Here is a 12551-nt window from a genome sequence, read left to right on the forward strand (position 1 = left end):
GCCTCACCTGCGCCGGTAAAGCCACAACACCACGGGTGCCAGCATCACGGTCAGGACGACCGGCGCGATCAAGGCGAGCGCGACCTGCGACAGGCCGGCCGTGCCCGACATCAGGCCCCGCAGGGCAGTGGTCATCAGGGACACCGGGTTGACCTCGACAAAGCTGCGGAGCCAGTCGGGCATCGTCGCCGGATCGACCATGATGTTCGAGGCGAAGGTGACCGGGAACAGGATGGTGAAACCGAGGGTCATGACGGTCATCGGCGTCCGCACCAGAAGGCCCAGCACGATGAACACCCAGCCCATGCCGAAACCGATCGTCAGCAGCATGGCAAAGGCGGCAAGCGTGCCGACCACACCCGCCTCGGGGCGGTAGCCAAGGATCAGCCCGATGCCCAGAATGATCCCGCCCGCAATCAGGTGCCGCAGGAGATCCCCGACCATCAAACCCGCAAAGGGTGCAAGCGACCAGATCGGCAGTGTGCGGAAGCGGTCGAACAGGCCTTTCTGAAAATCCGTGGAAAGCCCCATGCCGGAGTAGACCGAGTTGAACACGACGGTCTGCACCAGAATGCCCGGCAGGAAGTACTGCAGGTAGTCGCCCGTCGATCCGGCCAGCGCCCCGCCGAAAACGAAGGTGAACAGAAGCGTGAACATGATCGGCGTCATGATCAGGTCGAACAGCTGTTCCGGCACGTGGCGGAATTTCAGGATCGCGCGCCAGCCGAATACCAGCGCGTTCGACAGTGGTCCGGGCGGCGGCGGCGCAGGAACCCGGCGCAGGGCCCGGATGTCGGGTGTTCCGGGCTTGGGGGCGCTTGTCGCCGGGGAGCGCGCGGTCACGTCGGTCATGGCTGAGCCTTTGCTGTTTCGGTGTCCTTATCCCCGTCTGCATCGGGCGCCGATGCTTCCGGTTTTCCGGTCAACGCAAAGAAGACCTCGTCGAGGCTTGGCGCACCCATGCGGAAGTCGGCCAATGCGAAGCCGCCGGAGATCAGCGCCGCCACCGCCGCGTTGGCCGCAGCCGCGTCGCCGGACAGCACTGAAAGTTCGGCACCCTCCGGGCTGCGCTGCACCGCGTTTCCCAGATGCTCGGACAACAGGTGGGCCGCAGCCTCGATCTGCCCATGGTCGGCGAGCGAGACATGCAGGACGCCCGAGTCGGTGGCCGCCTTCAGCTCGCGGCTGGTGCCTTCTGCGATCTTGCGCCCATTGTCGATGACCGCGATCCGGTCCGCCAGTTGATCGGCCTCTTCAAGGTACTGGGTTGTCAGCAGGATCGTCACGCCCGACCCGGCAAGCTGCCGGATCAGCCGCCAGACGCCCTGACGCGCCGAAGGGTCCAGCCCCGTCGTCGGCTCATCCAGAAACAGGACGCCCGGCGTCACGATCAGGGACGCCGCGATGTCGAGCCTGCGCCGCATCCCGCCGGAGTAATCCTTTACCTGCTTGTGCGCAGCCGCCGACAGCTCGAAAGCGTCGAGCAATTCGTCAGCCCGCGCCCGCGCCGGACCTGACCGGAAACCCCAGAGGCGGGCCAGCATCACAAGGTTTTCGCGGCCCGTCAGATCCTCGTCGAGCGAGGCAAACTGGCCCGTCATGGCAATGGAGGAACGCACCTTTTCCGGTGCTGTGGCGATGTCATGGCCCATCACCTCGGCACTTCCGGCATCGGGCGCAGTCAAGGTGGCCAGCATCCGCAACAACGTGGTCTTGCCCGCGCCGTTCGGGCCCAGCACGGCGAAGATCATGCCGCGCGGCACCTCGAGGTCGACCCCGGCGACGGCAGTCGAATTTCCGAAGCGGCGTACCAGTCCGCGGGCATGAATCGCAAGGTTGGTATGTTCGGTGTCCACTTTTGGTGTCCAAGTCTGATGCGGGGTGTCTGGCAGTTCGCAAGGTACAGCAGCCGCCGGATTAGTCGATAGGACATGGCAAAGTTCGAGGTGGTAAGTCGGTCTTGTGAAAGTCGTCAAAGGATCGTCCGGCAAGAACCGCCGTTGCACGTGGCATCACGACAGAATGGCAAATTTGGCATAAGACTGATTATGCGTATCATCGAGATCGGTCGGGCAGTTTTCCGAGCCTTGCATCGGCGTGGGTTCAGATCACCGACGCCGAAATGCCCAGAAAGGTCAATCAAGACGCCGGTGGACTTGCCCGCCACTGGTGACGAGCGTTTAGATCACCTCCCGAGTCCTTCGCGCGACGGTGTCTGGCTCTCGTCTCTGTTCCGGTTGGCGACCCGCAGCGAAAGCGCCAGCCGCCGAATTCGGATGGCCCGGTTCAGTTCCCCCCCGAAAATCAGGATCAGCGCCGCGAGATACATGAAATAGAGCACCGCGATGATACCGGCGAGGCCCGCATAGTAGCTTCCATAGGTCGCGAACCTCGCAAGATAGGCCGAGAATGCCGCCGTCAGGACCACCCAACCGCCGACGGTGAACAGAACGCCGGGCCAGATGCTGGAGAACCGGGTACGTCGTGCCGGCAGGATGACATGCGCGGCGAACAGGAGGGACAGAAAGATGATCGCCGCCGCCGGATACCGGATCAGGCTGATCTTGACCGAGGCCGGGTCGAATCCGGGCAGAAGCTGGTGCAGCCATGATCCCGCTCTCGGCGCCAGCACCAGAAGGTATCCGACGATCACCATCGCGAACCCCGAGACCAGCACCATGGTTGCCTGCAGGGCATAGATCGCCACCGCGGACCGGGTCTCGCGGATGCCGTAGGCCCGGTTCAGGCCGACACGCACGCCGTCCACCCCGCCCACCGCGAACCAGATGGTCAGCAGGATACCGGCGCTGAGCACCCCGCCGCGCTGCGCGGTCATGACCTTCTCGACCTCCGACACGATCGGATCGACGATCACGGTCGGCACGATCTCGATCAGGAACGCGATCAGGTCATCGGCCATCGTGCGGTCCCCGACAAAGGCGGTGAGCGAACTGGTGAAAATCAGGAACGGAAATATCGCGAGCAACATGCGGAAGGCGATATTGCCGGAAAGCCCGAAGGCATCGTCGCTCCAGAGCCGCAGCAGGGCTTCCTGGGTCACCGCCATGGCGACGCGCCAGCCGGAGCCCGTCAGCAGGACTTCGGGCCGGCTACTGACGACGCCGTGGGTCAGCACGGCATCGCGGACGGTCTGGGGCTCACGATCTGCGCTCATTCCTCACGTACGCTCATGGATGACCGGGTGAAATGTAGATGCCTGCGCCACCATTCCCAGCGGAATGAACAGCGAGACCGCACCCTGCGGATCATTGCACCCGTCGCCGCGTTCCGCGGAACCGCGCCAAACTGTGCCCTCACCTATTGTAGAAACCCAAGATATTTGGCATCCAGCACTCCACGACACAACGGGAGTAATGAGATGCGCGCATTGGCGCTGGTGATCCGGGCGATCAGCGGATTGAACTCGATCATCGGTCACGTCTTTTCCTGGCTGTCGCTCGGAATCGTCGTCATCTGTTTCACCGTGGTCGTTCAGCGATACGTGTTTGCCACCAGTTTCGTCTGGATGCAGGATCTCTACATCTGGATGAACGGCGCCATGTTCACCGCCGTCGCGGGCTTTGCCCTGATGCGCGGCGATCACGTGCGCGTCGACATCTTCTATCGTCCGGCCGGGATCCGGACCAAGGCGTTCGTCGATCTTTTCGGCTCGATCTTCTTCCTGCTGCCTTTCTGCGCGGTGGTGTATCTCTATTCGATGCCCTTCGTGCAGCGCGCGTGGGGCTATTACGAAGGGTCCGCGAACGTGGGCGGCATGCCCGGGCTCTACATCCTCAAGACCTTCATCATCGCGTTCGCCCTGCTGCTGGCCCTGCAAGGCGTTGCGATGATCCTGCGGTCCATTCTCGTCCTTTCCGGTCACGAAGCGATGCTTCCTCCGTCGCAGCGCTACGGTGACACGACCAACCTCCCAGATAACGAAGGCATTGCCTGATGGATCCCATCGTGATTGGCGAGCTCCTCGCGGGGCTCATGTTCTTCGGCATCATCGGATTCCTGCTTCTGGGTTTCCCGGTGGCGTTCACGCTCGCGGGCGTATCGCTGATGTTCGGCGCCGTCGGCATGGCCTTTGGCGTGTTCGACCCCTCCAACTTCGGCGCGCTGCCCAACCGATACATCGGTTTCATGACGAACGAGGTGCTCGTCGCCGTGCCCCTGTTCATTTTCATGGGGGTGATGCTGGAACGGTCGAACATCGCCGAGCAGCTCCTGCTGACGATGGGCAAACTCTTCGGCAACCTGCGCGGCGGTCTCGGCATGTCGGTGATCGTGGTCGGCACGCTGCTGGCGGCCTCGACGGGGGTCGTGGGTGCCACGGTCGTCACGATGGGGCTCATCTCCTTGCCCGCGATGCTGCGGGCCGGCTATGACCCCAAGCTGGCGACCGGCGTGATCTGCGCATCGGGCACCCTCGGCCAGATCATTCCGCCCTCCACCGTGCTGATCTTCATGGGCGACATGCTGTCCGGCATCAACTCCCAGGTGCAGATGGCGAAAGGGAACTTCGCGCCCACGACGGTTTCCGTCGGCGATCTCTTCGCCGGTGCGCTCCTGCCCGGTGTCCTGCTTGTCGGCCTCTACCTGTCGTACACCGTGTTCAAGGCGATCACCGATCCCGAAAGCTGTCCCGCGACGCCCGTACCCGCGGAAGAGAAAGGCGATCTTCTGCGCGAAGTCGTCGTTTCCCTCGTGCCGCCACTGGTTCTGATCATGTCCGTGCTCGGTTCCATCCTCGGAGGCATCGCCACCCCGACCGAAGCGGCCTCCGTCGGCGCTGTCGGCGCGATGATCCTCGCCGCGCTGCGGTGGCGGCTGTCCTTCACGGTCCTGCGCGAGACCGCGGTGGCAACGGCCACGATCACCTCGATGGTCTTCGTGATCCTTCTGGGCGCGTCGGTCTTTTCGGTCGTGTTCCGCCTGATGGGCGGCGACAACCTGGTGCACGAGTTCCTGTCGAACCTGCCCGGCGGGGCGCTGATGGCCGTCGCGGTCGTCATGGCGATCATGTTCGTTCTGGGCTTCATCCTCGACACGTTCGAGATCATCTTCATCGTGATCCCGATCACCGCGCCTGTCCTGCTTGCCCTCGACGTCGATCCGGTGTGGCTGGGTGTGATCGTCGGCGTCAACCTGCAGACCTCCTTCCTCACACCGCCATTCGGCTTCGCGCTCTTCTATCTCCGGGGTGTCGCGCCGGAGAACCTGCCCACCTCCGCGATCTACAAGGGGATCATTCCCTTCGTGGGCCTTCAGGTCATCGCGATCGCGGTTCTCTTCGCCTTTCCCGACATCGTCACCTGGTTGCCGCGCCTGATCGCGAATTAAGGCGGCTTGCAGCGCCGCCGTTCGGGCGGCGCTTGCGACCGGGGCACAAAACCAAGTCTCTGGAAATCCGGTAGCCAGCGCGGCGCAGTCCCGCAAAAAAAACGGCTGCCGGAATTTTCCGGCAGCCGCTTCGTTTCTATCCCTGAAGGGATCAGTACTTGAGGTACTTCTGGCGCGCGACCTGGTAGGGCAGATCGACCATTTCCGTCCGCTCGCGCACGAGGTTGAGCGCCTCGATGAAGCTTTCGGTGGTCTTCTTCACCAGCGGATCGTCGCTGCTGCGCAGTTCTTCCACCACTTCCTGCGATGCCTTGGCACCGGCTTCCATGATGTCGTCGGGGAACTGGCGCACGTTCACACCGTGGTCGTTGACCAGCGTGCGCAGGGCGCGCGGGTCGTTCGCATAGAAGTCCGCTGCAACCTGGTCGTATTCGGCCTGGCAGATGTCCTTGACGATGGCCTGCAGATCGTCCGGCAGTTCCTGGTACTTTGCCTTGTCGACGACAAGCTCCGTTGCCAGGCCGGATTCCACGAAGGACGGCATGTAGTAGTTCTTGGCCACCTGGTGGAAGCCGAGCGCCAGATCGTTGTAGGGGCCGACGAATTCCGCCGCGTCCAGCGTGCCGGATTGCAGGGCCTGGAAGATCTCGCCCGCTGCCATGTTGGTTACGGTGGCGCCGAGTTTCTCCCAGACGCGGCCACCCAGACCCGGGGTCCGGAAACGCACGCCTTGCAGGTCGTCCACGCTGGTCAGCTCGTTCTTGAACCAGCCGCCGGCCTGGGTGCCGGTGTTGCCCGACAGGAAGCCCTGAACGCCGAACTGGTCGTAGATTTCGTCCCAGATTTCCTGACCGCCCATGTAGCGGATCCATGCGGTCAGTTCGGGCGTGGTCATGCCGTACGGCACGCCGGTGAAGAACGACAGCGCAGGCGTCTTGTTCTGCCAGTAGTAGGCGGCGCCGTGGCTCATCTCGGCGGTGCCGTCGATCACGGCGTCCAGCGACTGGAGCGGCGGCACGAGTTCGCCGGCCGAGTAGACCTGAACCGTCAGCCGGCCACCGGACGCCGCGGTGATCCGGTCACCCAGACGCTGGGCGCCGACACCCAGTCCGGGGAAATTCTTGGGCCACGTTGTGACCATGCGCCAGGTCATGTTGCCCTGCGCCACAGCCGGAGCGGCCAACCCGCCCGCAGCTGCGCCAACGCCGACGACACTGGCACTTTTCATAAAGGAACGACGATCCATGGGACCTCCCGATTTGTAACTGAACTTGCACAAAGACCCGGGCTTTTGCTCCCACCCGGCCTCTGCGCGCAGCTAACGGGGCGAGACCCGGAATGTCCAGCGCAGGTAGAAAAAATCAACCGGAAATCGGTATTTATCCAGGCCGTTCCTGGCTGGCAGCGTCACCGATGCGGGCATGGCAACAGGCCCGGAACCCGGTTCCCGACGGCTCGAAACGGTGGCGCCCTGCCCGGGGTGTCGAAGGGCCCTCGGGCCCCTCGACGTCATGAGCGGATCAGAACGGGCTATCTTCGTAGTAGAAGTCAGCAGCGTTCTCAGGCGTGATCAGCACCGATCCGATCGTGAAGGTACCGGACACCGGCGCGGTGGAGGTGAGGCCGACCGCGGTCATCTCGATGGCGGTGGCGATCATGGACGGCGGATAGGTCACGTCCGCCGGGATCATCGGGTCGCCGTCCCGCACCTTGGCGACCATCTCCTTCATGCCCGCGCCGCCCAGCACGAACTGGATGTCGTCACGGCCGGACTGTTCGATCGCCGCCAGAACGCCGATAGCCATGTCGTCGTCCGATGCCCAGACCGCGTCGATCTTGTCGTATTTCGACAGGAAGTCCTGCATCACCGTGAAGCTGTCGTCGCGATTCCAGTTGCCGTGCTCCATCGCGAGGATGTTGATGCCCGATCCCTCGATCGCTTCCTGGAAACCTTCCACGCGCTCGTTGTCGATCGTCGTGGGGATCCCGCGGAACACGACGATGTCGCCACCGTCCGGCATGGCCGAAACCATGTACTCGCCTGAGACCTTGCCGAAGCCGGGGTTGTCGCCCGCGACGTAGAGATCCTCGATGCCCGGTTGTGCAAGGCCGCGATCCACCACCGTCACCCATGCGCCGCTGTCCGCGACGGCCTTGACCGGGCTGGTCAGCGGCTCGGACTCGAACGGCAGCACGACCAGCGCGCTGATGTTGCGGGTGGCCAGCATGTCCTCGATATCGTTGACCTGCTTGGCAGGGTCGGACGCCGTGGCAAGAACGAAGTCCAGCTCGGGATAGACTTCCTCGAGGCGGTCCACCGCCTGCTGTGCATGGAAGTTCATGCCGCCCGCCCAGCCGTGGGTCGCCGCCGGGATCGACACGCCGATCACCTTGGTGTCCTGGGCCATCGCGGGCATTGCCAGTGTCGCGGCCAGGGCGGCCGCCGTGATTTTCGTGAATTTCATGGCTTTTCTCCTCTGTTTACCATGTCTTTTCCGAAGAGCCGCTATCAGCTCTCCGCCTTCTTCTCGCGCTGCAGGATGACGGCGAGGATGATGATCACCCCCTGGATCGCCCCGTTGAGATAGGGCGACACGCCATCCGTCAGGTTCAGGATGTTGTCGATCAGCGACAGGATCAGCACGCCGATCACCGTGCCCCAGACCCGGCCGAAGCCGCCCTTGAGCATGGTGCCGCCGATGATCACCGCCGCGATCGCCTCCAGTTCCCACAACACCCCGGTACTGGGCGACGCAGAGCCAAGCCGCGGCACGTACATGATCGTCGCGACGCCCACCAGAATGCCGAGGAAGACATATGTCAGCATCCGCACCCGGTTCACGTTGACCGACGAATAACGCGCCACCTGGTCGTTCGAGCCGACCGCCGCCGCGTGCCGTCCGAACGCCGCCCGCCGCATCACCAGCTCGCCCGTGATCGCCACCAGCGCGAAAACGATGATGGGCCAGCTGATCCCCAGTATGCCGTCGAAGTAGATGGGCCGGATCACCGACCGCATGCCGAAGTCAAGCGACAGCGTGCCTCCGTCCGCAAGCCAGGTCACGAGGCTGCGGTAGATGCCCATGGTCCCCAGCGTCACGATGAAGGCTTCGATCCGCATCGTGGTGATGAGAAACCCGTTGACGAAGCCCGCCAGCGTGCCTGCCACCATCGCCGTCAGCATGCCGACGAAAACCAGGGGCCAGCCCGGCCCCATCATCGGCAGCATCGCGTTCATCACAAGGATCATCAGCCCGGCGATGAAGGCGGCCATGGACCCGACCGACAGGTCGAGCCCGCCGCCGGTAATGACGAACGTCATGCCCACCGCGATGATCCCGATGAAGGCCGACCGCGACAGCACGTTGGTTATGTTCGCGGCGCTCAGGAAATTGCCGTTCAGCGCGGCCCCCACGATCACCAGAACGACCAGCGCCAGGATCGGCCCCAGTACCTTCAGGTTCACGCCCCGTCCCACGTTGCGGGTCTGTGTCTCGGTTGCCGTCATCAGCTTGCCTCTTGCCTTTTCGCGCCGAGGCCCATGGCCAGGCGCACGATCTTGTCTTCCGTCATGTCATCGCCGCTGACCTCGCCCGCGATGGCCCCCAGCCGCATCACGAGAACGCGGTCCGCAAGGCCGATGACTTCCTGCATTTCCGAACTGACCACGATGATGGATTTTCCCGCCGCGGACAGCGCGTGGATGAATTCGTAGATCTGCTGCTTCGTCCCGATGTCGATGCCGCGTGTCGGCTCGTCGATGATCACGATCTCGGGGTCGGTCAGCATGATCTTGGCAATCAGCAGTTTCTGCTGGTTTCCGCCCGAGAGATTGCCCACCAGCACGTCCCGCGTGGGCGCGCGGATATCGAACTCCGCGATCGCGCGGGTCAGCGCGTCCTCTTCGGCATTCTGGTCGATCAGCCAGTTGGAAAACTCCGGCAGGGATTGCAGCGTCAGGTTCTCGCGCATCCCCTTCTGCAACAGCAGGCCACGTCCCTTTCGGTCCTCGGTCAGGTAGCAAAGGCCGGCGGCCTGTGCCTGCCCGGGCGACCGCAGGGTGACCGGCTGTCCGTTGATCCGCACCTCGCCGCTGGCGGTGCGCAAGCCCACCAGACCCTCCATCGTTTCGGTCCGGCCCGACCCGATCAGGCCGGAGATGCCCAGGATCTCGCCCCGCCGCAGGGTGAAGCTCACGTCGCGGGCATAGCCCGGCACCGTCAGCCCCCTGACCTCCAGCGCGGCCTCGCCGCCGATCTCGGTGGTCCGGTCCGGATAGAGGGACGAGACGTCGCGCCCCACCATCGCCTCGGCCATCTGGTCCTCGTCGAACTCCGTCGTCATGCCCTGCGCCACCACGTGGCCGTCCCGCAGCACGGTGATCCGGTCCGAGATGCGCTTCACTTCGTCCAGCTTGTGCGAGGTGAACAGGATCGCGACCCCCTCCGCCTTCAGCCGGTCCACCTGTTCGAACAGCACTTCGGCCTCGCGTTCCGTCAGCACGGCGGTCGGCTCGTCCATGATGAGCACCTGCGCCCTGCGCGACAGCGCCTTGGCGATCTCGACCATCTGCTTGTCGGCGTTGGAAATGTCGCGGACCCGCGCATCGGGCGACACGTTGCAGTTCAGCCGCTCCAGCAACCGGCGCGTCTCTGCCTGCATCGCCGCCTTGTCGAGGAAAAGTCCCCGCCGTTTCTCGTGGCCCAGAAAGATGTTCTGCTCCACGCTCAGCTGGTCGGCGAGATTGAACTCCTGATGGATCAGCACCACGCCTTGGGCTTCCGCCTCCTGCGAACCGGCGAACCGGGCCGGCGTATCGTCCAGCATCACCTGCCCCTTCGTGGGTTCGAGGTACCCCGACATAATCTTCATGGCGGTCGACTTGCCCGCCCCGTTCTCGCCGATCAGGGCGTGCACCTCTCCGGGGTGCAGGGTCAGATTGATGTCGTGCAGCACCTGCACGGGCCCAAAGCTTCGGCAGACGTCAGCCAGCGTGAGGGCGCGGTTGTCGCTCATAGCTTGACCCAGGCCGCATCACGCTTGGACGACCGCACGCAGGCGTCGATAAAGGCAACGCCTTCGAGGCCGTCCTGCACGGTCGGCAACAGGTGGTCGGGCTTGTTGCCATCACGCGCCGCCACGATCAGGTCGGCAGCTTCGTTGTAGATATTGGCGAAGCCTTCGAGATAGCCCTCGGGATGCCCCCCCGGAATGCGCGAGGCGCTTTGATTGCCCGCAGTCGCCCCGGCCCCGTTGCGTGTCAGCAGGCGCTTGGGCTCGCCAAACGGCGTGAACCACAGGTAATTCGGATCCTCTTGGGCCCATTCCAGCCCGCCCTTTTCACCGTAGACCCGCAACTTCAGCGCGTTCTCGTTGCCCGGCGCCACCTGCGAGGACCACAGCATGCCCCGCGCGCCGCCATCGAACCGCAGCATCACGTGCACGTTGTCATCCAGCCGCCGCCCCTCGACAAACGTGCTGAGATCGGCGGCGAGGCTCTCAAGCTGCAACCCGGTGACGAAGCGGGCGAGGTTATAGGCGTGGGTGCCGATATCGCCCACGCAACCACCCGCGCCCGACCGCTCGGGGTCGGTTCTCCATTCCGCCTGCTTGCTGCCGTCGGCTTCTACAGCGTCGGTCAGCCAGTCCTGCGGGTATTCCACCTGCACCACCCGGATCTTTCCGATGTCGCCTTGCCGCACCATCTCGCGGGCCTGACGGATCATGGGATAGCCCGTGTAATTGTGCGTCAGAACGAACAGGGCGTCGGATTTTTCCGCCGCCGCCACCAGCTTCTTGGCATCCGCCAGGGACGAGGTCAGCGGCTTGTCGCAGATGACGTGAATGCCGCGCTTGAGGAATTCGCGCGCCGCCGGGTAGTGCACGTGGTTCGGCGTGACGATCGCCACCGCCTCCACCCCGTCCTTCAGCCGCGCCTCGCGCTTGGCCATCTCCGTGAAATCGCCGTAGCAACGGTCCTCCGCCAGACCGAGCGCCGCGCCGGAGGCCTTGGATTTCTCGGCGGTCGAGGACAGCGCCCCGGCGACAAGCTGGAACCGCCCGTCGATCCGCGACGCGATGCGATGCACCCCGCCGATAAAAGCGTCGTTACCGCCGCCGATCATGCCCAGTCGGATTGGTGCCATCACGAAATCCCCATCATCTTGGCGTTCAGCGCATCATCCGCACCGCCGTCCGCGAAGTCGTCAAAGGCGCGTTCCGTCACGCGGATGATGTGGTTCTTGACGAACTGCGCCCCTTCGCGCGCGCCGTCCTCCGGATGCTTGAGCGCGCATTCCCATTCCACGACGGCCCAGCCGTCGAAGTCGTTCGCCGCCATCTTCGAGAAGACGGCCCCGAAATCGACCTGCCCGTCGCCCGGGCTGCGGAAACGTCCCGCACGGTCGACCCAGCTTTGATACCCGCCATAAACACCCTGGCGCCCGGTCGGATTGAACTCCGCATCCTTGACGTGGAACATGCGGATCCGGTCGCGATAGATGTCGATGTTGTCGAGGTAGTCGAGACATTGCAGCACGTAGTGCGACGGATCGTACAGCATGTTCGCCCGCGGGTGGTTGCCGGTGCGCTCGAGGAACATCTCGTAGGTGATCCCGTCGTGCAAATCCTCGCCCGGATGGATCTCATAACAGACGTCGACACCGCAGTCCTCCGCATGATCGAGGATCGGTGTCCAGCGTTTCGCCAGTTCGTCGAACGCGGTCTCGACCAACCCGACAGGCCGCTGCGGCCAGGGATAGACATAGGGCCAGGCCAGCGCGCCGGAAAATGTCGCATGTGCCGTGATGCCCAGATTGGCCGAGGCGGACAGCGCCTTCTTGACCTGGTCAACCGCCCAGGCCTGCCGCGCCTTGGGGTTCCCGCGCACGCTTTCCGCGGCAAACCCGTCGAACACGTCGTCGTAGGCGGGATTCACCGCCACGAGCTGGCCCTGCAGGTGCGTCGAAAGCTCGGTCACTTCCACGCCGTTCTCGCGCGCTTGTCCTGCCCATTCCTGGCAGTAGTCCTTCGATTCCGCCGCTTGATCCAGATCGATCATCCGCGCATCCCAGCTGGGCACCTGCACACCCTTGTAGCCGCAGTCGGCGGCCCACTTGGTGATCGCGTCCCAGGAATTGAATGGCGCCTCATCGCCGGCAAATTGCGCCAGAAACAGCGCCGGGCCCTTGATCGTCTTCATCACT

General features: G+C 64.0%; 11 protein-coding genes. 2 read left to right on the forward strand and 9 right to left on the reverse strand.

Annotation, left to right across the window (positions count from 1 at the left end; genetic code table 11):
• Nucleotides 1-3 precede the first annotated feature (3 nt).
• The 3 genes from BOO69_RS20715 to BOO69_RS20725 all read right to left on the reverse strand — a co-directional run bounded on the left by BOO69_RS20715 (nucleotide 4) and on the right by BOO69_RS20725 (nucleotide 3175).
• Nucleotides 4-852 carry an ABC transporter permease gene (locus BOO69_RS20715; RefSeq protein WP_071974262.1) on the reverse strand — a complete coding sequence of 283 codons (849 nt, stop codon included), beginning with the start codon at nucleotides 850-852 and terminating at the stop codon, nucleotides 4-6.
• Nucleotides 849-1856, reverse strand: coding sequence for an ATP-binding cassette domain-containing protein (locus BOO69_RS20720; RefSeq protein WP_156875017.1), 1008 nt, complete (start codon nucleotides 1854-1856; stop codon nucleotides 849-851). The genes BOO69_RS20715 and BOO69_RS20720 overlap by 4 nt, the downstream gene beginning before the upstream one ends.
• Before the next feature lie 329 nt (nucleotides 1857-2185).
• On the reverse strand, nucleotides 2186-3175 hold the full coding sequence (locus BOO69_RS20725) for a YihY/virulence factor BrkB family protein (RefSeq protein ID WP_071974263.1): 990 nt from the start codon (nucleotides 3173-3175) through the stop codon (nucleotides 2186-2188).
• A gap of 204 nt (nucleotides 3176-3379) precedes the next feature.
• Here BOO69_RS20725 and BOO69_RS20730 point away from each other — a divergent pair, with 204 nt between their 5' ends.
• Together BOO69_RS20730 and BOO69_RS20735 are read left to right on the forward strand one after the other, a co-directional pair.
• A complete protein-coding gene (locus tag BOO69_RS20730; RefSeq protein ID WP_071974264.1) occupies nucleotides 3380-3955 on the forward strand; it encodes a TRAP transporter small permease subunit in 576 nt (191 codons plus the stop codon).
• Nucleotides 3955-5346, forward strand: coding sequence for a TRAP transporter large permease (locus BOO69_RS20735; RefSeq protein WP_071974265.1), 1392 nt, complete (start codon nucleotides 3955-3957; stop codon nucleotides 5344-5346). The genes BOO69_RS20730 and BOO69_RS20735 overlap by 1 nt, the downstream gene beginning before the upstream one ends.
• 151 nt (nucleotides 5347-5497) lie before the next feature.
• Here the strand turns inward: BOO69_RS20735 and BOO69_RS20740 are convergent, their stop codons facing one another.
• From BOO69_RS20740 to BOO69_RS20765, 6 genes are all read right to left on the reverse strand, one after another.
• On the reverse strand, nucleotides 5498-6592 hold the full coding sequence (locus BOO69_RS20740; protein ID WP_071974266.1) for a TRAP transporter substrate-binding protein: 1095 nt from the start codon (nucleotides 6590-6592) through the stop codon (nucleotides 5498-5500).
• Between the two features lie 274 nt (nucleotides 6593-6866).
• The gene (locus BOO69_RS20745) at nucleotides 6867-7811 is read right to left on the reverse strand and encodes an ABC transporter substrate-binding protein (protein WP_071974267.1); all 945 of its coding nucleotides are present in this window, start codon (nucleotides 7809-7811) and stop codon (nucleotides 6867-6869) included.
• A gap of 44 nt (nucleotides 7812-7855) precedes the next feature.
• Entirely contained in the window at nucleotides 7856-8854 is a 999-nt protein-coding gene (locus BOO69_RS20750) for an ABC transporter permease (protein WP_071974268.1), read from the reverse strand.
• Nucleotides 8854-10362, reverse strand: coding sequence for a sugar ABC transporter ATP-binding protein (locus BOO69_RS20755; protein ID WP_071974269.1), 1509 nt, complete (start codon nucleotides 10360-10362; stop codon nucleotides 8854-8856). Before BOO69_RS20755 ends, BOO69_RS20750 begins: the two co-directional genes overlap by 1 nt.
• Entirely contained in the window at nucleotides 10359-11492 is a 1134-nt protein-coding gene (locus BOO69_RS20760) for a Gfo/Idh/MocA family protein (protein ID WP_071974270.1), read from the reverse strand. Before BOO69_RS20760 ends, BOO69_RS20755 begins: the two co-directional genes overlap by 4 nt.
• On the reverse strand, nucleotides 11492-12547 hold the full coding sequence (locus BOO69_RS20765) for a sugar phosphate isomerase/epimerase family protein (RefSeq protein ID WP_071974271.1): 1056 nt from the start codon (nucleotides 12545-12547) through the stop codon (nucleotides 11492-11494). The genes BOO69_RS20760 and BOO69_RS20765 overlap by 1 nt, the downstream gene beginning before the upstream one ends.
• Nucleotides 12548-12551: the final 4 nt, after the last annotated feature.

The sequence above is a fragment of the Sulfitobacter alexandrii genome, from assembly GCF_001886735.1.
GTDB lineage: Bacteria > Pseudomonadota > Alphaproteobacteria > Rhodobacterales > Rhodobacteraceae > Sulfitobacter > Sulfitobacter alexandrii.

Excerpts from the sequence above, each read along its gene's own strand:
- BOO69_RS20725 (WP_071974263.1), bottom strand. The coding sequence starts at position 3,175 with ATGAGCGCAGATCGTGAGCCCCAGACCGTCCGCGATGCCGTGCTGACC.
- BOO69_RS20755 (WP_071974269.1), bottom strand. The coding sequence starts at position 10,362 with ATGAGCGACAACCGCGCCCTCACGCTGGCTGACGTCTGCCGAAGCTTT.
- BOO69_RS20740 (WP_071974266.1), bottom strand. The coding sequence starts at position 6,592 with ATGGATCGTCGTTCCTTTATGAAAAGTGCCAGTGTCGTCGGCGTTGGC.
- BOO69_RS20745 (WP_071974267.1), bottom strand. The coding sequence starts at position 7,811 with ATGAAATTCACGAAAATCACGGCGGCCGCCCTGGCCGCGACACTGGCA.
- BOO69_RS20715 (WP_071974262.1), bottom strand. The coding sequence starts at position 852 with ATGACCGACGTGACCGCGCGCTCCCCGGCGACAAGCGCCCCCAAGCCC.
- BOO69_RS20750 (WP_071974268.1), bottom strand. The coding sequence starts at position 8,854 with ATGACGGCAACCGAGACACAGACCCGCAACGTGGGACGGGGCGTGAAC.
- BOO69_RS20760 (WP_071974270.1), bottom strand. The coding sequence starts at position 11,492 with ATGGCACCAATCCGACTGGGCATGATCGGCGGCGGTAACGACGCTTTT.
- BOO69_RS20730 (WP_071974264.1), top strand. The coding sequence starts at position 3,380 with ATGCGCGCATTGGCGCTGGTGATCCGGGCGATCAGCGGATTGAACTCG.
- BOO69_RS20735 (WP_071974265.1), top strand. The coding sequence starts at position 3,955 with ATGGATCCCATCGTGATTGGCGAGCTCCTCGCGGGGCTCATGTTCTTC.
- BOO69_RS20765 (WP_071974271.1), bottom strand. The coding sequence starts at position 12,547 with ATGAAGACGATCAAGGGCCCGGCGCTGTTTCTGGCGCAATTTGCCGGC.